Here is a 19,166-nt window from a genome sequence, read left to right on the forward strand (position 1 = left end):
GAAGACGATAGCGGCAGTGTCCGCCGGTCCTCGGGGGAAGGGTGGGTGCACCGGACGAAGGCCCTCGCGACCGTCGCGCCTCCCGCCCGGTGGCCCCGCCTTCTGCCCAGTGGCCCCCGCTGGGCGCACGAGTGGGGCCCCGCGCATCCGCGAGGCCCCACGACACCCGCGCCCGCCGCCGCCCGCCGACACCGGAGCTCCACGACACCGGAGCTCCACGACACCGGAGCTCCACGACACCGGAGCTCCACGACATCCCTGCTCCACGACATCCCTACCCCACGATCCGACAGGCAGGGCCGGTTCCGCAGACCCGGTCCCCGCCCGTCGGCGGGCGGTGGCGATCGAAGCGGCGCTCAGACCCCCAGTGCGGCCGAGGCCAGAGCGGTGCCCTCGATCCGCGCGGCGATCTTGGCGAAGGCAGTCTCCCGGGAGGTGGAGAGGTCGTCGGCGAAGGGCGCGAAGCCGCAGTCGTCGCAGCTGCCGAGGCGTGCCGGGTCGATGTACTCGGCCGCCGTCAGCACTCGGTCGCGGACCTGCTCGGCGGTCTCGACCACCGGGTCGATCGGGTCGGTCACCCCGACGAAGATCTGCTGGTCCGCGCCCGAGTGCTTGGCCACCAGGTCGAGCACACGCCGCGGGTCCGCCTCCGCCGCCAGCTCCAGGTAGAACGCGCCTGCCCGGAGCGCGAAGAGGCGGGGCAGCAGCAAGGAGTAGTCGACGTCCGCGCTGTGCGTGGAGTCCTGGTCGCCTCCGGGGCAGGTGTGGACGCCGATCCGGGCCCGGTCCTTGTCGGAGAACCGCTCCAGCACGCTGTTGTTGAGCGCGACGAAGGAGTCGAGGAGCCCGCCCGAGGGGTCGAGCTTCAGCGCGAGGCGCCCCTCGGTGAAGTCGATCTGGACGCGCTGGGCGCCCGCACGCAGGCAGCGGCGGATGTCCTGTTCCGCCTGGTCCTGCAGGTCGGCGACGAACTGCTCCCGCGGGTACCCGTCGATGCCGTCCGCCGGGTAGATCAGGCTGATCGCCGACGGCGCGATGACGGCCTGCTTCACCGGCACGGTGGCGTACTGCCGGGCGGCGAGCAGGTAGCTGTCGGCGTACGTCCCGTAGCGGAACGGTCCGGCGGTGAGCAGCGGCAGTTGACGCGTGTGCCCGTCCGCGAACGGGATGACGGCGCCCTCCGGGGCGAGGCCGGTGAGCCCCTCCAGCGGGTACGTGGCAAAACTGGACTTGGCCTGCTCGCCGTCGGTCACGACGGGTGAGCCGAGGGCTTCGAGGCGCGCGATGGTGTCCCGTACGGCGTCCTGCCGCTGCTGCGCCAGCGAGGCGTCGTCGATCTGCCCGGCGGCGTGCTGTGCGACCGCCGCCAGCAGCTGCGCGGAGCGGGGAAGACTTCCGATGAGTTCCGTGGGAAGCGTCATGAACAGCACACTAGCGATACGCAGAGCATCCGGTCCATCACCAAGAGCATTCAAGGCGTGCTGCGCGTCGACCAGTTGACCGCCCGGGGGAGAGGTGCGGGTTGAAGGGGCCATGGTCGGCGCGGATGGGGGGTGTGTGCTGCGAGGGCTGACCGGGTCACGTGTTCGTAGTAGTCGAATTGACGATCCGCCAGAGAAGTCCGTTCCCGATCGCGCGGGAGGGCGGTGGTCACGGCACGGATCCGCAGTGCCTCCCGGTAGCGGGTCCGCAACTCCCCGGCAGGCCCGTCGGCGGGCCTGGAAGTCTGTGCCGTGCGCGGGTGCCCCGCGTTGACCGCGACCCTGGAGTGCTGCATGCCGTACCTCCTGGAGGACGCCTCGCCCCTGGAGGCGCCTCGCTCCGGGAGGCGCTCCGGGAGAACGAGGACGGTAGGCGCCCGATGCTCTCCCTCCTGGTGACGAGCAAGGAGCCGCGGATGCCGTCGATCGGGTTCTTCGAACTCGCCGCCCGGATCCCGTTCTCCCGTCCCCTTCGGGGTGCCGCACTGTGGGAGGGGGAGCGGGACGCGGTCACACGGAGTTCGCCCGGCCTTGGCACCCGGCCGGCCGACCCACCCGTAGGCGCACCTCGTTCAGGCGCACCTCGTCGAGCGCCGCCGAGAAAAAGTCAAAAATTCTTGGACGGTGATGTCGAGAACCCGTGGCCTGCTCCGTCCCAGGGGTGAATGCGACCACAATGGGCCGCACCAGCACCGAGGAGTAACACCATGGCCAAGTACCTGCTGCTCAAGCACTACCGCGGCGCTCCGGCCCCGGTCAACAACGTGCCGATGGAGAAGTGGACGCCGGAGGAGATCTCGGCCCACGTGCAGTACATGCGTGACTTCGCCACCCGGCTGGAGGGGACGGGCGAGTTCGTCGACGGCCAGGCGCTGGCCCCCGGCGGCACGTTCGTCCGCTACGACGGCGAGGGGCGCCCGCCGGTGACGGACGGTCCGTTCGCCGAGACCAAGGACCTCATCGCCGGCTGGATGGTGATCGACGTCGACAGTTACGAGCGCGCCGTCGAGCTGGCCGGGGAGCTGTCGGCCGCCCCCGGCGCCGGCGGGGAGCCGATCCACGAGTGGCTGGAGCTGCGCCCGTTCCTGACCGAGCCGCCCACCGTCACGGAGTGACCCTGCCCATGGACGAGGTACTGCTGCGCAGCCTCACCCCTGGTGTGCTCGGAATCCTCGTCCGCCGCGGAGCTGACTTCGCGGCGGCCGAGGACGCCGTGCAGGACGCGCTGGTCGAGGCGGCCCGTGTCTGGCCGGCCGACCTCTCCCCAGGCTCTTCGAGCAGGGGACACCCCATGCGGGACCCGAAGGGCTGGTTGGTCACCGTGGCCTGGCGCCGGTTCCTCGACGCGACCCGGGCGGATGCCGCCCGCCGTCGGCGCGAGCTCCTCGTCGACGAGGAGCCGGCGCCCGGGCCCGCGCCGGAGCTGGACGACACGCTCCAGCTCTACTTCCTGTGTGCCCACCCGTCGTTGACGCCGTCGTCCGCGGTCGCGCTCACGTTGCGGGCGGTCGGCGGGCTGACCACCCGCCAGATCGCCCAGGCCTACCTGGTGCCCGAGGCGACCATGGCGCAGCGCATCAGCCGGGCCAAGCGCACCGTCTCCGGCGTGAGGTTCGACCGGCCCGGTGATGTCGCCACCGTGCTGCGCGTCCTCTACCTGGTGTTCAACGAGGGCTACTCCGGCGACGTCGACCTCGCTGCCGAAGCCATCCGCCTCACCCGGCAGCTCGCGGCCGCGATCGACCACCCCGAGGTGGCGGGGCTGCTCGCCCTCATGCTGCTCCACCACGCCCGGCGCCCCTCGCGGACGGCGCGGGACGGCAGTCTGGTGCCGCTCGCCGAGCAGGACCGCAGCCGGTGGGACACCGGGGCGATCGCCGAGGGCGTCGAGATCCTGCAGGCGGCCCTGGCCCACGACCGGCTGGGCGAGTTCCAGGCGCAGGCCGCCGTCGCGGCCCTGCATGCCGACGCGCCCACCGCCGAGGAGACCGACTGGGTGCAGATCGTCGAGTGGTACGACGAGCTCGCGCGCCTGACCGACAGCCCGGTCGTCCGGCTGAACCGCGCGGTCGCCGTCGGCGAGGCCGACGGACCGCGCGCCGGGCTGGCGGCGCTCGCGGCCCTGGACGACTCCTCCCCGGGCTCCCGGAGCGGGGGGCACGCCGTCCCCCGCTACCTCGCGGTGGCGGCCTACCTCCACGAGCGCGACGGTGATCCGGCCACGGCGGCCCGGCTGTACGCCGAGGCGGCCCGGGAGGCGCCGAACCTGGCCGAGCGCGACCACCTGACGCGCCAGGCCGCCCGCCTCAACACCCGGCTGCGCCCCTGACGGGTCGCGCTCGGCCCTGCGGCTCCCCGGCCGGGCAGGGCGCCGTCACGAGCAGGAGCTCGGACCGGGTCTCCGGGGCGGCGGACTGCCAAGGGCGGGCGACCAAGGGCGGGCGACGACCAGGAGAGGCGAAAGGGGCCCGGCCACCGGCCTGGGCCCCCTCGCAGGGGTCGGCGCCGTCCGTCCGGCGGGCCTGGTCGGTCGGCGCGAATCTGCGCACACATGCGTACTGCCCGCCAGGGAATCCCTGGCGGGCAGTAGCGATAGCGCCTATGAGCCGGCACTTCAGTCAGTCCATGTGCACCGCACCCGCGTGGCGAACGCAGGCCGCGTGTGTTCGAAGCATCTGACTGACCTGCAGAAACAGCCTCATAGGCCGGTTGACCAGCGAAAACGTATTCACGCGTTATCACGCATAGTCCCGGCCTATCACTGCCTCATGTGTACTGAATGTGTACTGCGAGACAGGACGGCGCCGCCCGGTGTGCAACCACCTGACGGCGCCTGAGCCGGGCCCCTCCAGAACAGGGAGTCCGACCTGATGAACGACCCTACCCCCGCCATGCCCGCCCGCCGGCGCAGGCTGCCCGACTACGCGGCGACCGGCCCGCTGCACCTGCTCATGCTGCAGATGGGGCTGAGCGTCGACGACCCGCGGGACGTCCTGCTCGCCGCGGCCTACCAGCTGGCCGCCCGACTGGAGCGCCACATCGCGCCGTGGGACGCCGAGGGCCTCGACCTGCTCGACGCGCACACCTCGTACCGGCTCACGGCCGGCCCGTGCAGCGTCCACCTGGCCGCCCGCGTCGCCGGGTACACCGAGCTGCAGAGCAGCCCCCGGTGAGCGCCCCGACCACGGCGTGCGGTGTCCGCCGTCCCGGATGGACGGACGGCCCGGCCATCGGCCGCCACCGCCTTCCCTGCGTGCTGCCCGCCGGCCACGGCCCGGAGCACCGGGACGCCCTCGGCGAGACGTGGCAGGAGCCCGTCGTCACCGTGACCACCCTCGACCACGGCCCCGTGACCGTCGCCGAGCCCGCCTGGTGCACCGGCCGGCACGAGGACGGTCTGCACCTGGTCGACCTCTCCCACGACGGCCCCGAGACCCTGCTCGCCGTCGGCACCGAGCGCGGCGACGTCGAGCTGATGCGCCTGTTCCTCACACGGTCCCCGTACTCCGGCCGGCCCGAGGACCGGCGCACCAGCCTGGTGGTGGAGATCGGCAGCGAGTGCTACCGCTTCCGGGACGAGAGTGCCCTGCGCCTGCTGGCCGCCGAGCTGGTGGTCCGTGCCGGCCGGGTGCGTGACCTCGCGGCCGAGCTGACCGCGGTTCAGGATGCGGAGGGCGCCCTGTGATGCGCGACCACTCCAGCCGGCTGACTGCCGCGGCGGCCGCCGTGATCGGTCTGCTGACCGGCTCCGCGTTCTGGCTGTCCTACGCGCACCTGCACACCGTGGCCGCCGAGCACGGCCTCGGCGGCTCGACCGCCCGGGCGTGGGCGTGGCCGGGCTGCCTGGACCTGTTCATCGTGGCGGGCGAGTTGCTGATGCTCCGCGCTTCGCTGTCCCGCCGTACGGACTGGTGGGCGATCGCCCTGACCGTGGTCGGCTCGGGCGGGTCCATCGCCCTGAACATCGCCGGCGTCGTCGGGTCCGACCCGCTGGACTACGTGGTCGCCGCGGTGCCCCCGACCGCCGCGCTGCTCGCCTTCGGCGCGCTGATGCGGCAGGTCCACGACGCGCTGAGCGACGGTGCAGGTCGGACCGCCCTAAGCATTGCTGAGACCCCCGCTGACCAGGCTTTTCCGGCGATCACCGAAACGGGGAAGGCCTCTGACCAGCCATTTTCCCGGGTCCGGGAAAATGCCCCGGCAGTCGGGCACGGGCATCCGCTCACCGGACCCGAAGACGCGGCCAGTCGTGGCGATACCGCAACGACTGTGAGGGACAGCCAGTCCCTCACAGAGGGACAGCCCGTCCACCTGTCGGCCGAGAGGGTCAAGTTGACCCCGTCAGAGGTCCCGGCGGGACCCCTGTCTGTTGGGTCCCCCGGGGACCTTGCAAACGGGGAGGGTACTCACCCGGCGAGTACCCCCGACCATGTTGGCGGCGCCGCCCGGAAGGGTGTGCAGACCGTGCACACCCCCGAGGTTCCGTCAGCCGCCGTGACGGAATTCGTAACGGAAAGGGCGTCCACGGCCACGGACACCCCCGGGGGCAACCGTGGCGGTACCGCAACGGATGGCGTCGGCCCGGCCGACGCCAGTGCCCTCGATGCCGTCGAGGCCACCCCAGATGCACCGCATCCGGCTGCATCTGATGCTGCATCCGGGCACCCGTGGGCGGCTGACCAACGACTGCCCGAGGTTCCGTCCGCCGGCCGGACGGTACCCGTGCTCGGCCCGATCCCGTGGCCCGGACTGGACGGCGCATCCGTGCACCCCGCCCTGCATCCGGCCGCATCCGCCGCAGGTCAGGACGACCTTGATCACTTTGTGGGCGCCGACAAAGTGATCACCGGTGACGTCAGTGCAGCTGACCCCACCCCGGGGCCGGATGCACCGGACGCACCGGATGCACTCCCGGATGCGGACGCACCCGAAGCCGCCCTGATCGCCACGGCCCGCGCCGTCGACCGGGCCGCCCGCGCCGAGACCGGCCGCGCCGCATCCCTGCGCCGGCTGCAAGCCGAACTGCGCATCGGCCAGCCCCGCGCGCAACAGCTGCAGCGCATCCTCGCCAACGCCTAAGGGGCCCCTTTCCCATGCTGCTCGCCCTCGCGGCGTGGCTGCTGCTGACGACGGCCGGGTTCACCGGCCTGGCCGTCGTCGCGCCCCACGCCCTCCCCGCGGTCCTGCGGACCACCGCCCTGATCGTCCTCGCCTGCGCCTGCGTCGCCGGCCTGTTCACCCTGTGAGGAACCCCATGCTCGAGAACCGCGAGCCCCACCCCGACCCTGCCAGGACCGACCAGTACGGGCAGCGGCTCCCCAGCCCCACCCCGGACCCCCAGCACGTCCTCGACCGCCTCGGTCGGGGCGCCCAGCCCCAGCAGCCGGAGCCCGGCCGTGGCTGACACCGTCCCGCCCCCGCCGGACTACGCGCCCACCCCGGGCCTGGTCACCCCCTGGCACACCACCGGCCGGGCGCCGGCCCCGGCCACCCCGGCCGTCACGGTCCTCGCCCACCCGGCCGCCGTCATCCGCGAACTGCCCGCGGACCACCACCACGCCGTCGACTGGCCCCGGGTACGGCGCGCGGCGCGGGCCTGCTGCACCCCGGCCACCATCACCGGCCTCGCCCTGTCCCCGGCCTGGGCCCGCACCACATACTCGCTCGTCCTCGACCACGGCCTCCCGGCCGTAGTCGGCCTCGCCTTCATGACCGCCGTCTGGACCGGCATCGCCCGGGGCCTGGGCTACATCCCCAACGCCCTCGTCACCGTCACCCTCGTCGCTGTCGGCGCGGGCACCCTCTGGCTCGTCCCCGTCGCCATCACCACCGCCCTCATGGAGAACTGACGTGAACCCGATCGAAATCACCCACGCTGTCAGCCGCGCCGGCGCCGCCTTCGGGTTCGCCGTCATGGCCATCACCGGCATGGCGATCTACTACAGCCGCGGCCGCAGCTTCACCGCCCTCAAGTCCAAGTCGGTGTGGCTGCCCTGGTCCCTGACCGCCGTCACCATGGTCCTGGCCAGCGCAGTCACCGGCGGCTTCATCAGCAGCCTCTCCGGCAGCCTCACCGGCACCGGCAACAAGGGCGGGGCCGTGGTCGGGCACGCCGCCCTCGGCCAGGACGCCGACGGGGCCGTCAAGGTCTCCGCGGCCCGGGTCCTGTCCTACTCCGGCTCCTGGATCGTCCTGGTCCTGCTCGTCGCCGTCGGCCTGTTCATCTGGTTCGCCAAGTCCTGGAAGGAGAGGGCCCTCGCCGTCTCCGGCGCCCTCACCGGCGCCACCTGGGGCATCACCTCTGCCCTCGGCGGCTGGGCCGCCATGATCGGCGTCCCGCTCCTCTCCTGGATCGGAAAGGTCGTGATCGGCTGATGTCCACCACCACCGAGACCACCAAGACGCCCAAGCCGGGCACCCCGCCGACCCTCGCCCGCGTCGGCGCCGGCGCCGGACACATCGCCGTCGCCGTCGCCCACTGGGCCGGTGGCCACACCATCGGCCCGGAGGAGATCACCCGCCGCATCGTCAAGGCACGGGCGGAGGCCCACGCCGCAGCCGTCGCCGAGCACGGCCGAGCCGGACGGGCCGCCGGCAAGAAGGTCCGCCGGCTGAAGAACCGCGCCAGCCTGAACGGCGGCCTGGTCCCGGCCGACATCACGACCCTGGCGGCCGCCGAGCACGAGGCCCAGCGCCACGACGCAGCGATCAGCGCGCTGGGGGAGTTCACCGTCCCGATGCTCGACCCCGGGCAGATCCGCCACCGGCGCCACCGCATCGCCGCCGTGCGGTGCGTGGTGCTGACCCTGCCGGTCGGCGCCGTCGTCGCCGGATCCTGGATGGTCTCCGGCTCGGTGTTCCTGTTCTCCGTCGTCGGCGGCCTCGCGGCCTGCCTCGCCCGCGGCGACCGCCCGTTCGAACTGACCGTGCGGCCGGTCCCGGCCGAACTGCTGGCGGCCACACCGCTGGTGCTGCCGACCGTGACGGCCGACGTGGTGGTCGAGCCGGTCGCCGTCGACACCGGAGCGTGGAAGGAGGAGCTGCGGCTGTACGTCGAGCACTCCGTCGCCCTGGCCGACCTCGACGGCCTCGCCGGTGTCCACGTGGCCGACCTGCTCGCCGGACTGCAGTCCTCCGGGCTCCACCTCGGCCAGAGCACGAAGACCTTCCCCGGCGTCCTGCGAGACGCCGGGATCCCCGTCCAGGTCATCAACCTCAAGTCGTCCGGCAGCGGCCTCGGCGTCCGCTACGACAAGCTCGGCCCGGCCCTCGGCCACCAGCCCCGCATCCCCGCCCACCTCGTGCCCGACATCACCACCAACGAAGAGGCGACCCCGGGGGAGTACCCCTCTCCCAACCCCTCCCCCGCCACTCGGCACGCCGGGTAAACCGGGTAAACGTCCAGCTCAGCCCTTTACCGTTTACCTTTACCCCCGGATTTACCGCCCCCCGTAAGGGGATGTGGATCACGATCGGAGCCCCCGTCAGCACCCTGCTGGCGGGGGCTCACACGTTCACGGTACGGCGGCTCTGATCACTCGATCCCCGCAGCTGCAGGGCACGCAGAAGGGGCCCCGGCCGGATGGCTGGGGCCCCTTCGTCATGTCTCGTCGGATGGTCGCCGTCGTCTGCTGCAGGTGCACCCCGGGGTCGGGCAGCGGCACACCAGGACCAGCGCGCGGCCCTCGTCGCGGATGCCGCCCGGACAGCCGTGGTGCGCGTCGAGCTGGCACTCCGCGCTGACGTAGGTACCGGACTTGCGGCAGTCGAAGTCGATCACGATGTGCTCGGCGGAGCCGATGCCCGCCGGTGCGAGGTCGGTGCTCATGAGTCCTCCCGGACGATGGCCCATACGGTCTGCCGGCCGGCGGCGTCGGTGGCGCCCCACTGGTCGGCACTCTCAACGACCCGCAGGATCGCGGCCCACCGCTCCGCCACGCACGGGGTCGGCACCGGGGCCGTGAGCCGCAGGCCGGCGGTGGTCTGACTGCTGGTGACGTGCTGGCCGGTCGCGTGCTGCAGGGCAGCCCGTAGTTCGTCTGCGCGCATGCTGGATTGCACCGAAGTTCCCCTATCGGCACGGATTGATCGTATCGATAGAGTAGAGGTATGCGCGCTACGGTGTCACTCAGACCACACCATCCGATTACGGAGGAGGAGTCCTTGGCCGCCGACGCCACACCCTCCTACCTGCGCATTGCCGACGACCTCAGGGCAACGGCACAGCGCTCGGCCGCGGGCACCCGCATGCCGTCCATCAGCACCCTCGGCGCGGAGCACGGCGTCTCGACCGGGGTGGTGCAGCGCGCGTACGCCGTCCTCGTCGAGGAAGGCCTCGTCCTCGCCCGGCCGGGAGCCGGCTACTACGTCCGCTCCCAGGAGCCGCCCGAGGTGATGGTCCGCCGGCCGCGCGCCGCATCCGGCGACGGGTCACCCACCGCCGCCGTCCTCGCCGAGCAGGGCATCGCCGGCACCTGGCGGAGCGAGTCCTCCCCGGTGCGCGCGACCGCAGAGACCGCCGCCCGACTGGAGATCCCGGCCGGTGACCCGGTCATGCACACCAGCTACGTCTACCTCGCCGACGGGGTGCCGCTCATGCTCGCCGAGTCCTGGGAGCCGATGGCCGTCACGGGCGGCAGCCTCATCGTCCTTCCCGAGGCCGGCCCGCACGCGGGCATAGGCGTGGCGGACCGCATGGCGCTGATCGGGATCGACGTCGGCATGCCGGTCGAGCGCGTCACCGCCCGGGCCGCGAGCCGCACGGAAGCGGGCGCCCTCGGTGTCGCGCCCGCCGTACCGGTGCTGGCAGTCGTGCGCACCTACTACGACCAGGGCACGGGGCGGCCGGTCGAGACCGCCGACGTCGTGATGCTCGGCAGCCGGTGGGTGGCGGAGTACGGCGCCCGACCGCGTCGGTGATCTCGGAAGGTGTCTGGATTCCGGACACCTGCAGGTCTCGGAGAGTCGAGCTGACGGACATGGCAATGCGCCCGGTCTTGATTACTCTGGCGGCACCACCAACTTGATCTGTAGATCCCGAGGCCCTACCGCTCCCGCTGCCTGGCGCCTACTGTCTCGCCCATGACTGGATCAGGAGATGACCCGCGGCCGCTTCCCCCGCTCGGCTGGTGCGCCGAATGCATCCGCGAAGGTGTGTGGATGCGGGCAGCAACCCTCTGCAGGGGATCGGCGCTCTGCGCTCAGCACGTCATCTACACGGCTGGAGTAGGCGACGTCGACATCCCGGAGGACCGGGCACCGCTAGGGAAGTCGCAAGCGGTGCTGGACCAGCTGCGCGAGGGAATGCACAGGAAGGCAAGGACCGCCGGGTTCTAACAATCCCCGACGCGACGATGCGCCCGGCCGCCGAGGCAACCGGGCGCATCACAGCACGTCAGAGGGGTGGGGAGGGGACCCCAAGGGCCCTCACGCTGACCGGTGCCGTGTTGAAGGGCTGGATTCCTACGGGTCTGGGGGATTCGGGAGCCGGCCCGCGGCCCACTCCTCCCGGGCGTCGGACCAGGCGTAGAAGGCGCTGACCCACCCGAACGGACCGTGATGCGGATCATCCTTCCACTCCGGGCGAAGCCATTGCCCGACCTCGAACTGTCGCAACTCCTCAGGCAGGTCGGACTCGCGGTTGGTCGCCCGCCGCCGGCTCATCCGGTCCTGCCCCACCGCGCGAGGGCCGCCTGCCGGGCCTGTGACGACCTCGCCCGCGCGTCCCTCTCGCCGCCGGCTTCCTCGTCGTCCGGCAGGCGGAGAGCGCCCAGCAGCCGCGCCACCAGGGCGCGATGCTGCCGAAGTTCCTGCACCAGGGGTGAGGCAACCACCTGCCCCATGCTGCCCTTCACCAGCAGCGGCTGCCCCCGTAGTGCGTCCTCAAGGCGTTCGACCAAGTCGACCTCCCGGCAGGCATCCTCCAGGATCCGCAGCTCGTCCACCCGCAGATGGTTCTCGTCATTGACGTCCGACCACAGCCGGCCGCCCTGCTCGCCGAGGTTCGCCGGCGGCTCCAACGTGCCCATAGGGCCTCCAATCCGACCCTGGTAGGGCCTGAAAAACACAGCGCAATCAGCACGCTCATGGTCCGGTGCTATACGGGTCCGATCAGCGGAGGTGGGGGGAGGGGGGTCACCCCCCACCCCTCGGCCGTTGGTCGGCCGGCTCAGCGTCCGGCCTGCAGCCGGGTGATGGGCCTGCTGGGGTCGCCGCCGCTGATCTGGGCGATGGTCGCCTCGCGCCACGTCTCGGCGGTCGCTGCCCGCTGGTGGACCTCTGCGGGTGTGGTGGCCAGGTCGAGGGTGAGCGCGTCCTGTCGGGCGAGGTGAACCCATCGGCTGACGGGCTGCTGCCGCAGTTCGCGCCACTGTGCGATGGCGGGTGCGATGTGCCGGCGCCACTGGTCGGCGGCGACGTGGTCGACGGTGGGCTGCGGGACGGCGGCGATGGCGTACAGCTGGTTGTCCCGGGCGGCGTCGCGGCCGCACACCCGGGAGATCACGTCGCGGTCGGAGACGAGCTGGTCGAGTTGGACGGCGGCGCCTTCGGCCTGCTGCCAGGCTGCGCTGACCTTGGAGTCGGTCCAGTCGATTCGGGTGGTGTCGGTGTCGGCGGGCAGCTTGGGCGCGGCCTGGCGCAGGGTGGTGACGAGCGTGGTGAACTCCTTGCCGAGGGCGGTGATCCAGCCGGGTGCGGCGGCTCGGACGGCGAGGATGTACCGGTCTGCGGCCTGGTCCTGGTAGCGGTCGGCGGTGCGCCGGGTGTGGTCGGCGAGGCGCAGGGCCGCGGCGTGCTCGGCGATGGTCTGCGCGACGTCGTCGGCCTTGGCGGGCAGGGGCGGCTGTTCGGGGTCGGCGCCGGTGGCGGCGGCCTGTACGGCGGCGAGGACGGCGGCGGCGTCGGTGACGGCGGCCGGGGTCTTGAGCTTGCGGCGGCGGGCGGCGGCGGTGGCCTGCTCAGCGTCGTGGACGCCTGCTCCGATGATCACTGCTGGTCTCCGAGGTCGGCGGCGGCGAGGGAGTTGACGGAGTAGTCGGGCAGGCCGTTCAGTTCGCTGGGCTGCGGCACGCCGTAGGCGATGGCGGCGCGGAGCTTGGCGGGGCCGCTGTCGATGTCGGGGAGTTCCTGCAGGGCCCGCATGTCACCGGCCCAGGCGGGGCGGGTGGCGGCGTACTCGTTGATGAGGTCGCCCCAGCCCCATTCGACGGCGCGGGCGGCGATGGCCTGGGCCATGCTGGTGTCGCCGTCGCGTTCGGCGCGCTTGAGGGCGGCGGAGGCTTCGCGGGGGTCGTCGAGCTGGGCGGCACGTTCGTGGGCGTCGCGCCGGGCGAGGACGGCGCCGGGGTCGTTGCTGCCGGCGGCGCCGTACAACTGCTTCTCCAGGCGGGCCTGCCGGTCGCGCACCTGCTGCTCGGCCTTCTCTCGGAGCGCGGTGGCCTGGTCGCGGGCGGTGGCGTAGGCGCGGGCGATGTACACGCGCCGGGCGTGGTCGTTGAGCGTCTTGTTGGCGTTGATCCGCTCGACCTGGGTGGCCATGGTGTGGTGGATGCGGGCGACGTCGTCGGCGGTGGTGACGAGGGTCGGGTCGGTGTCGTACTGGTTGGGCATGGTGTTCTCCTTCAGGCTGCTCGGGTGGCTCGGTAGTGCTGCAGGTCTTCGAGGGCGATGCGCCACCGCCCGTCGATGCGGCGGGCGGGCAGGGTGCCGGTTTCGCAGGCGAGGCGGACGGTTCGGGGTGCGAGGCCGAGCTGGCCGGCTGCTGCGGTGGTGCCCAACCAGAGTGGGGCGGGTGCCGGTTCTTGCCGTACCGGTGTGCCGGTGGCGGTAGCGCGCCAGGCGAGGGCGGCGAGGTGGAGGGACAGGAGGGTGTCGTAGACCTCGGGGTCGCCGGCGCGTTGGGCGACGCGGAGTTGGTCGAGGCCGGCGTGCCGTTCCAGCCAGGCGGCGATGCGGGCGGGGACGACGACGATGGGGCCGCCGTCCCCGTACAGGTGGGTGGGGGTCACGGTGTGGCCTACGCGGCGTCGTCGGGGGTGTCGTCGTCCTGCTGGCCGAGCCGGGCGAGCTTGGCCCGCACGCGGGCCTGCAGTCCGTACGCCCGGGCGGCGGCGTAGCGGGCGCGCCGTGCGGCTTGTGCGTCGCGCCGTCGGGCGGCCTCGGCGATGAGGTCGGCCACGCGGTCGTTGGTGGTCACCGGGCCGCCCCGTTCTCGGCGGTGGGCCGGTAGCGGCTGGTCTCGGGCTTCTCGCCGGGCGGGACCAGCCAGTAGCCCGAGTTGCTGTCGAGGTCGGGGTCGCCGACCAGGACGGTGCCGATGGTGGCGAGGACCGGGCAGCCGACGCCCCCTCGGAACTCCCAGGCGATGACAGGCTCGGACCAGACCCCGCCTTCGTCGTCGAGGCAGGCGACCTGCCAGTTGCCACCGGGGATGTAGTGACGCTCGATCATGCGGGGGTCTCCTTCGGTCGGGGCTGCGGCACCATGGCGCCGGCCATGCTCTTCGCCGCGGGCCAGTCAGGCACCGTCCACTGCATCCAGGTGGGGCCGATCAGCTCGGCGAGGAAGGCCCGGAGGTAGCCGGCGGTGTAGGCGGCGTGCAGGGCCTGCCGCTGGTCGTCGGCCTCGCGGGCATCGATGACGGCCTGCTCCAGCTCGGTGATCCGTCCGTACAGGCTGCGGGTGGCGAGCCGCAGCCCGGGGTTTAGGGGGTTGGGGTGGCCCATGGTGATCTCCTGTCAGTTGGTGGGCGGGGTGTGCACCCAGGGGTGCACGTCGTACTCGGGCGAGGGCTTGCGGCCGCGAGTGCCGGGAGGACGCTCGGGCGGGGGAATCAGGGCGAGCCAGCCGAACTCTTCGAGGCGCTCCATAGCGGCGTGCACGGCGTCGGCGCCGCCTTCGTCGACCCAGCTGCGACCGTGCAGTGCCCGGTGTGCGTTGCGGACGCTGCACGGCTCCTTGCGCTTCTCCCGACGCAGCCAGTCGAGGACGTCACGAGCCGGGATGAGCTTGGCGTCCCGATTGGCGCCCATGAGGTCGAGGCAGATGCGGGCGTGCGCAACGAAGTACGGGGCGAGGTCGAGGGCTCGGCCCACGTAGTCGGCGGTGATGGTCCGGGCGTGCGCGTTGTCGTAGAGGGTGAGGGCGCCGGCGATGCGGACCAGCTTGCCCGCCAGCTTGCTGGCCCAGGACGCGATCGAGTGCAGGTCCCCGCCGTTGCGCAGACGGGGCTGCATCTGCTCCTGGAACTGGTACATCAACTCGTCGGCGTCCGCGTCGAGGCGCAGCGATTCGCTTTCGTGCGCGGTCCAGATGTTGGTGATCAGGGTGTGGATCCGGCGCGCGTACTCCGCGGCGACGTCGGCCGGGACGGGCCTGGACCGCCGGGGGTCCTGCAGCCCGAGGTTCGAGGGCGGGTTGGAGTAGAGGAAGCGCTGCACGAACCCGTTGTGCAGCATCTCGTCGTCGCGCTTGCGGCCGAGCTGCTCGAAGATGATCGGCTGGACCAGCAGGCCGATCGTCAGGTGCGCGCTCGCCATCTCGGTGGTGCCCCGCTGTACCCGGTCGACCGGTACGGCCTTGCCGTCGTACGCGTCGAGTGCGAAGCCGGTCTCCGACTGGCCGCTGTTGTAGATTCCGGCGAACTGCTTGATGACGGTGCCCTCGGCGTGGACGACGGCCATGCGCCCCGCGTTCTCAGCCGCCTTGATGGTCATGGCCGCCGGCGTGATGTCCCCGAACAGCAGGCGCGGCGGAGCGGGAACGGGGCCCAGGTCGGCCATGGCCCGCCGGGCGACGGCGGCGTCGCTGGCCGCCATCTCGGCCGTGTCGGCCTTCGCCCTGATGGCGGCGCGCTCGGCTTCCTCCAGCCGGCCCTTGGCGATCCGCACCGCCTGCTCGGCGTCCTCGATCTCAGGCTGGGCCTTCTCCCGCAACTGCCTCTCGGCCTCGCGGAGCGGCGCCGTGAGCGAAGCCTCGACCGCGCTCTTGCGCTCGCCCGGGCCAGCAAGGGTCGCGGTCCACAGTGGCGAGGCCTCGCGCCAGCCGGGCCTCACGACGTAGTCGCGGCGTCCGCCGATGGCGCTGGCGATGGTCGCCAGCGAGAGCATCGCGGGGAGGTCCGGGGCAACCTGCAGTTCGTCGGCGACGGCGTTGACCTTCGCGCCGAGCTGCGGTCCGAGCTTGTCCACGGGGAAGGTCGGCAGGGGCGGCCTGTCCACCGGGATGGGGTCCTCCCAGGCAGTGACAGAATTGACAGAATCACCCTGACTGTCCATCCAGTGAGACGCCGAAGTGTTTCTGTCATTTCTGTCACTGCCATGCGGGCGGGAGGGTTCGGCCGGGACGCCGTCGTCGAACTCGGGCGGCGGGCCGTACCGATCCCAGATCTCGCCGCGGAACGGATCGTCCTCGGGGGTGTCGTAGGTCGTCACGCGGCGATCTCCTGAACGGTGAGGTACTTGCCCGGCTGGCCGGGGATGGCGATGGGCGGCCAACCGGGTGTCGCGCGGAGCTGTCGGGGCGGGGGGAGCTTGCGCAGCTGCTGCTGCTCGGCCCAGGTGGGCGTCTCGCGGATCTCGGCGAGACGCTGGCGGACGGGGGCCCAGGCTGCGGCTTCGGCGGCGTCCATGGCGGCGGTCCACTTCCGGAACAGGTGGGCTTCGAGGTGCAGGACGAACGCGTCGACCAGGATCGGGCTCATCTCCATGGCGGCCCCCAGGTGCGGGGGCTGCCGAAGCGGCGGTGGAGTTCCCACAGCTGCCAGCCGGCGGCGGCCAGGCGGCGGAGTTCCGCGCGGGTCTCGCGGCGGGTGAGCCCGTAGGGTGCGGGCCCGGGGGCCCCCGCCGTGACGGCGGGGACCTCCGGGGTGGTGCGGCTGGTCACTCGTCCTCGCCCGAGGTGGCGTACAGCTCGGGGCGGGCGCACCGCGCGATGGCCAGCTCGACGGAGGCGCACAGCCCGTCGCGGGTGTCGAGTGCGCCGGCCGCCGCGGTGAGCCCGTCGGCCTGGGCGCCTTCGGCGTGACGCCGGACGACCTCGTTGATCAGCGTGTCCGCCGCCCGGTAGAACGGGTTGGACGCCCGGTCGGCGTTGCTCCAGTCGGACTGGTCGCAGAACGGGCTGACGTCCTCGGCGATCTCGACGACGGCGAGGAGGAGTCTGCGTACGACGTCGTGGGGGCGGTCGGCGGCGGTGAGTGCCGCCCGGATGGCGTTCTCGGCGAGGCGCACTCCGGCGGGCAGGACCTCGGCGGCCGGTGGGCACTGGGTGTCGCCGCAGGCGTGGAGGACGTGGCCGTCGGGGGTGATGGCCCACGGCAGCAGGGGGACGTCGTCGCCGGGGTCGACGGCGTGGACGGCGCACTCGCCGCCGTCGAGCTGCAGGCCGTTGTAGTCGCCGACCGGGGCGGCGGGGAGCGCGAGGGTGAGCGCGGCGATCTGGTCGAGGTGGGGGTACTTGGTGCGGCGGTCGGCGTCGTGCCAGAGGTGGTCACTGCCGAACGGGGCGACCAGCTCGGTCGGGCTGGTGGTCTTGGTGGTGGTGCCCTTACTGTTGAACACAGCGTTCTCCTTCGTGAGGTCGTCGCCCTCGGGAACCAGCCGGCTAAGCGGACCCGGGGGCTTCGTCGTGTCGGAGTGCGTCAGGCCTCTGCCCGGATTGCCGTCCAGGTGGAGGCCGTTCGCGTTGTTAGGCCGCGATGGTCTGCGAGTCGATCCACTTCTCGACGATGCTGCGGCGGTAGCGAACAGCCGACGATCGTCCGTCGCCGAGCTTCCGGAACTCAGGCCCCGTGCCCCGCCAGCGCAGGTTCGCCAGCGTTCCGACCGAGAGCCGCGTCAGCTCGGCAGCCTCACGCGGCGTCAGCCACTCATCCGGGTGCGAGTTGCGCACAGTGCGCATGAGCACTCCTCTCCCCTTGTTTGGTAGACCGATCAATCTGTTCGGTCTCCTGATCACAATGTAGCGCTGGGAAGGGATGTGAACAAGTGGGATTGCCAACGCATCATTTTGATGCGAAGCTGAGGGCGTGACCGAGGACAAGAAGACTTCGCTCGGCCCGACCGGACATCGGTTGCGGGCCAACGTGACCCGACTGCGAACCGCGCTCGGGATGAGTAAGAAGGACCTCTCCGATCGAGTGGGCGAACTTGGCCGGCCGATTCCGCCTCTTGGGATTACAAGGCTTGAGGCGGGAACGCGCCGGGTCGATGCCGATGACCTGATCGCGCTATCGGTAGCACTCGGAGTGAATCCGTCGACCCTCTTGCTGCCGTTCACAGACGAAGCGGACGAAGAGGTCGAGATCACAGCAATCGGCTGGATGGAAGCCGATCGAGCCTGGGACTGGTTGGACGGTGCAGCGCCCGCAGAACGGATCGAGCCAGGAGACCCCCAAGGTCGCCTGTTGCGTTGGGAGTACTACGCCCGGCCCGCTGGGCGCCGCATGCAGTTCGGACCGGCAGGCGAGGGGGACTGATGGCCAGGGTCTGGATTGAGGACCGTGCGACGCAGAAGGACTACGTCCTCGCCATGGAGAAGTGGCGCGCGGCGAAGAAGGCCGGCAGCAAGCGCACCGAGCCCGGCCGGTGGCGGGTCCGCTGGTACGGGCCGGACGGCAAGCCGAAGGCACTGACGTGCGCGAAGCTGCCGCAGGCCGAGAAGGAGCAGCAGGCGCTCATCCAGCGCCTCGACAAGGGCACCTACCGGGACCCGAAGCAGGGCAAGGTGCTCTTCTCCGAGGTCGCCGAGCAGTGGTATGGAGCGCTCCGCCGGCCCGGGGAGCGCACGAAAGCAGACTACCGGGAGCTGCTGGACTTGTACGTCCTGCCGAAGTGGGGGACGTGGCCGGTCGCCTCGATCCGGTGGGAGGATGTGTCCGCCTGGCTGACCGTCCTGTGCGAGACCCCCGGCAAGCGCGGGAAGATCCTGTCGCCGGCCCGGATCGGCAAGACGCACCTGGTGCTCAGCATGGTGATGAAGTACGCCGTGAAGACCGGCAAGATCTCGGCGAGCCCCGCAGCTGATCACGAGCTTCCGCCGGACGAGGACGACGACGATCACGTCTACCTCACGCACGAGCAGGTCGCCGACCTGGTCGACGCGGCCGGCCCGAACGGCCTGCTTCTCCTGGTCCTGGCCTACTGCGGGATCCGGTGGGGCGAGGCGTCGGCGCTGAAGGTCGGCCGGGTGCAGCTCGGCGCCCGCCGACTGCGCATCGTGCAGGCGTACACCCGCCAGCGCGGCGGGGGGCTGCTGCTCAAGGACGTGAAGAACCACGAGAAGCGGTCCGTCCCGCTCCTGGCGTCACTGGTCGCGGACCTCAAGTCCGTGGTCGACCGGCGCCCGGCCGATCAGCTGGTGTTCCGCGGGCAGGACGGCGAGGCGATGACGTACTGGGAGTTCCGGTCCGGCATCTTCGACCCCGCGGTGAAGGCGGCCGGCCTCGACGGGCTCGGCATCACCCCGCACAAGCTGCGGCACACGGCGGCCTCGCTCGCCATCGCGGCTGGCGCGGACGTGAAGGTTGTGCAGCAGATGCTCGGCCACAAGTCGGCGGCCATGACCCTGGACGTCTACGGGCACCTGTTCCCGGAGCGGCTGGACGAGGTCGCGGACGCTCTCGACATCGGCCGGTCGGCCGCACTCGCGGCCCGTACTGCGCTCGCCGCCTAGGAGAGGTCCAGA

At 71.9% G+C, this 19,166-nt stretch carries 27 protein-coding genes and 1 pseudogene; 13 read left to right on the forward strand and 15 right to left on the reverse strand.

Annotated features, from left to right (window positions below; translation table 11 throughout):
• Nucleotides 1–356: 356 nt before the first annotated feature.
• Nucleotides 357–1,421: a cobalamin-independent methionine synthase II family protein gene (locus OG689_RS27525; protein ID WP_266323540.1), complete on the reverse strand. Its 1,065-nt coding sequence runs from the start codon at nt 1,419–1,421 to the stop codon at nt 357–359.
• A gap of 767 nt (nt 1,422–2,188) precedes the next feature.
• On the opposite strand from OG689_RS27525, the gene OG689_RS27530 reads away from it, so the two are divergent.
• From OG689_RS27530 to OG689_RS27575, 10 genes and pseudogenes are all read left to right on the forward strand, one after another.
• On the forward strand, nt 2,189–2,596 hold the full coding sequence (locus OG689_RS27530; protein ID WP_073927716.1) for a YciI family protein: 408 nt from the start codon (nt 2,189–2,191) through the stop codon (nt 2,594–2,596).
• An 8-nt stretch (nt 2,597–2,604) separates the two neighbouring features.
• The gene (locus tag OG689_RS27535) at nt 2,605–3,810 is read left to right on the forward strand and encodes a DUF6596 domain-containing protein (protein ID WP_266327467.1); all 1,206 of its coding nucleotides are present in this window, start codon (nt 2,605–2,607) and stop codon (nt 3,808–3,810) included.
• Nucleotides 3,811–4,351: 541 nt separating this feature from the next.
• Nucleotides 4,352–4,654, forward strand: coding sequence for a hypothetical protein (locus OG689_RS27540; protein ID WP_266323541.1), 303 nt, complete (start codon nt 4,352–4,354; stop codon nt 4,652–4,654).
• Complete coding sequence (locus OG689_RS27545) at nt 4,651–5,166, forward strand: hypothetical protein (RefSeq protein ID WP_266323542.1); 516 nt, start codon at nt 4,651–4,653, stop codon at nt 5,164–5,166. The genes OG689_RS27540 and OG689_RS27545 overlap by 4 nt, the downstream gene beginning before the upstream one ends.
• A pseudogene (locus tag OG689_RS27550) lies at nt 5,166–5,567 on the forward strand (DUF2637 domain-containing protein); the annotation flags it as partial. The gene OG689_RS27545 and the pseudogene OG689_RS27550, both read left to right, overlap by 1 nt.
• A gap of 1,007 nt (nt 5,568–6,574) precedes the next feature.
• A complete protein-coding gene (locus OG689_RS27555) occupies nt 6,575–6,727 on the forward strand; it encodes a hypothetical protein (protein WP_266323543.1) in 153 nt (50 codons plus the stop codon).
• 8 nt (nt 6,728–6,735) lie between these two features.
• The gene (locus OG689_RS27560) at nt 6,736–6,885 is read left to right on the forward strand and encodes a hypothetical protein (protein WP_266323544.1); all 150 of its coding nucleotides are present in this window, start codon (nt 6,736–6,738) and stop codon (nt 6,883–6,885) included.
• A complete protein-coding gene (locus OG689_RS27565; protein ID WP_266323545.1) occupies nt 6,878–7,330 on the forward strand; it encodes a hypothetical protein in 453 nt (150 codons plus the stop codon). Before OG689_RS27560 ends, OG689_RS27565 begins: the two co-directional genes overlap by 8 nt.
• Nucleotide 7,331: 1 nt before the next feature.
• Nucleotides 7,332–7,856: a hypothetical protein gene (locus OG689_RS27570; protein WP_266323547.1), complete on the forward strand. Its 525-nt coding sequence runs from the start codon at nt 7,332–7,334 to the stop codon at nt 7,854–7,856.
• The gene (locus tag OG689_RS27575) at nt 7,856–8,869 is read left to right on the forward strand and encodes a hypothetical protein (RefSeq protein ID WP_266323548.1); all 1,014 of its coding nucleotides are present in this window, start codon (nt 7,856–7,858) and stop codon (nt 8,867–8,869) included. Before OG689_RS27570 ends, OG689_RS27575 begins: the two co-directional genes overlap by 1 nt.
• A 212-nt stretch (nt 8,870–9,081) precedes the next feature.
• Here the strand turns inward: OG689_RS27575 and OG689_RS27580 are convergent, their stop codons facing one another.
• Both OG689_RS27580 and OG689_RS27585 read right to left on the reverse strand, forming a co-directional pair.
• Nucleotides 9,082–9,309: a hypothetical protein gene (locus OG689_RS27580; RefSeq protein WP_266323549.1), complete on the reverse strand. Its 228-nt coding sequence runs from the start codon at nt 9,307–9,309 to the stop codon at nt 9,082–9,084.
• Nucleotides 9,306–9,530: a hypothetical protein gene (locus tag OG689_RS27585; protein WP_266323550.1), complete on the reverse strand. Its 225-nt coding sequence runs from the start codon at nt 9,528–9,530 to the stop codon at nt 9,306–9,308. The genes OG689_RS27580 and OG689_RS27585 overlap by 4 nt, the downstream gene beginning before the upstream one ends.
• A 114-nt stretch (nt 9,531–9,644) precedes the next feature.
• Here OG689_RS27585 and OG689_RS27590 point away from each other — a divergent pair, with 114 nt between their 5' ends.
• The gene (locus OG689_RS27590; RefSeq protein ID WP_266323551.1) at nt 9,645–10,400 is read left to right on the forward strand and encodes a GntR family transcriptional regulator; all 756 of its coding nucleotides are present in this window, start codon (nt 9,645–9,647) and stop codon (nt 10,398–10,400) included.
• A 740-nt stretch (nt 10,401–11,140) separates the two neighbouring features.
• Here OG689_RS27590 and OG689_RS27595 read toward each other — a convergent pair.
• The 12 genes from OG689_RS27595 to OG689_RS27650 all read right to left on the reverse strand — a co-directional run bounded on the left by OG689_RS27595 (nt 11,141) and on the right by OG689_RS27650 (nt 17,381).
• Nucleotides 11,141–11,509: a hypothetical protein gene (locus OG689_RS27595; protein WP_266323552.1), complete on the reverse strand. Its 369-nt coding sequence runs from the start codon at nt 11,507–11,509 to the stop codon at nt 11,141–11,143.
• Nucleotides 11,510–11,649: 140 nt separating this feature from the next.
• Entirely contained in the window at nt 11,650–12,471 is an 822-nt protein-coding gene (locus tag OG689_RS27600) for a hypothetical protein (RefSeq protein ID WP_266323553.1), read from the reverse strand.
• A complete protein-coding gene (locus OG689_RS27605) occupies nt 12,468–13,091 on the reverse strand; it encodes a hypothetical protein (protein ID WP_266323554.1) in 624 nt (207 codons plus the stop codon). Before OG689_RS27605 ends, OG689_RS27600 begins: the two co-directional genes overlap by 4 nt.
• 11 nt (nt 13,092–13,102) lie before the next feature.
• Nucleotides 13,103–13,489 carry a helix-turn-helix domain-containing protein gene (locus OG689_RS27610; RefSeq protein ID WP_266323555.1) on the reverse strand — a complete coding sequence of 129 codons (387 nt, stop codon included), beginning with the start codon at nt 13,487–13,489 and terminating at the stop codon, nt 13,103–13,105.
• Between the two features lie 8 nt (nt 13,490–13,497).
• A complete protein-coding gene (locus OG689_RS27615) occupies nt 13,498–13,677 on the reverse strand; it encodes a hypothetical protein (protein ID WP_266323556.1) in 180 nt (59 codons plus the stop codon).
• Nucleotides 13,674–13,931 (reverse strand): hypothetical protein, encoded by a 258-nt coding sequence (locus OG689_RS27620; protein WP_266323557.1) that lies wholly within the window; start codon nt 13,929–13,931, stop codon nt 13,674–13,676. Before OG689_RS27620 ends, OG689_RS27615 begins: the two co-directional genes overlap by 4 nt.
• The gene (locus OG689_RS27625) at nt 13,928–14,206 is read right to left on the reverse strand and encodes a hypothetical protein (RefSeq protein ID WP_266323558.1); all 279 of its coding nucleotides are present in this window, start codon (nt 14,204–14,206) and stop codon (nt 13,928–13,930) included. The genes OG689_RS27620 and OG689_RS27625 overlap by 4 nt, the downstream gene beginning before the upstream one ends.
• Nucleotides 14,207–14,218: 12 nt before the next feature.
• Nucleotides 14,219–15,700 carry a YfjI family protein gene (locus OG689_RS27630; RefSeq protein ID WP_266323559.1) on the reverse strand — a complete coding sequence of 494 codons (1,482 nt, stop codon included), beginning with the start codon at nt 15,698–15,700 and terminating at the stop codon, nt 14,219–14,221.
• A gap of 209 nt (nt 15,701–15,909) precedes the next feature.
• Entirely contained in the window at nt 15,910–16,188 is a 279-nt protein-coding gene (locus OG689_RS27635; protein ID WP_266323560.1) for a hypothetical protein, read from the reverse strand.
• A complete protein-coding gene (locus tag OG689_RS27640; protein ID WP_266323561.1) occupies nt 16,179–16,364 on the reverse strand; it encodes a hypothetical protein in 186 nt (61 codons plus the stop codon). Before OG689_RS27640 ends, OG689_RS27635 begins: the two co-directional genes overlap by 10 nt.
• Nucleotides 16,361–17,041 carry a hypothetical protein gene (locus OG689_RS27645; RefSeq protein WP_266323563.1) on the reverse strand — a complete coding sequence of 227 codons (681 nt, stop codon included), beginning with the start codon at nt 17,039–17,041 and terminating at the stop codon, nt 16,361–16,363. Before OG689_RS27645 ends, OG689_RS27640 begins: the two co-directional genes overlap by 4 nt.
• Nucleotides 17,042–17,168: 127 nt before the next feature.
• Nucleotides 17,169–17,381, reverse strand: coding sequence for a helix-turn-helix domain-containing protein (locus OG689_RS27650; RefSeq protein ID WP_266323564.1), 213 nt, complete (start codon nt 17,379–17,381; stop codon nt 17,169–17,171).
• A 127-nt stretch (nt 17,382–17,508) separates the two neighbouring features.
• On the opposite strand from OG689_RS27650, the gene OG689_RS27655 reads away from it, so the two are divergent.
• Nucleotides 17,509–17,958 (forward strand): helix-turn-helix transcriptional regulator, encoded by a 450-nt coding sequence (locus OG689_RS27655; protein ID WP_266323565.1) that lies wholly within the window; start codon nt 17,509–17,511, stop codon nt 17,956–17,958.
• A complete protein-coding gene (locus tag OG689_RS27660) occupies nt 17,958–19,154 on the forward strand; it encodes a site-specific integrase (RefSeq protein ID WP_266323566.1) in 1,197 nt (398 codons plus the stop codon). Before OG689_RS27655 ends, OG689_RS27660 begins: the two co-directional genes overlap by 1 nt.
• Nucleotides 19,155–19,166: the final 12 nt, after the last annotated feature.

It is taken from the genome of Kitasatospora sp. NBC_00240 (genome assembly GCF_026342405.1).
Taxonomy (GTDB): Bacteria; Actinomycetota; Actinomycetes; order Streptomycetales; family Streptomycetaceae; genus Kitasatospora.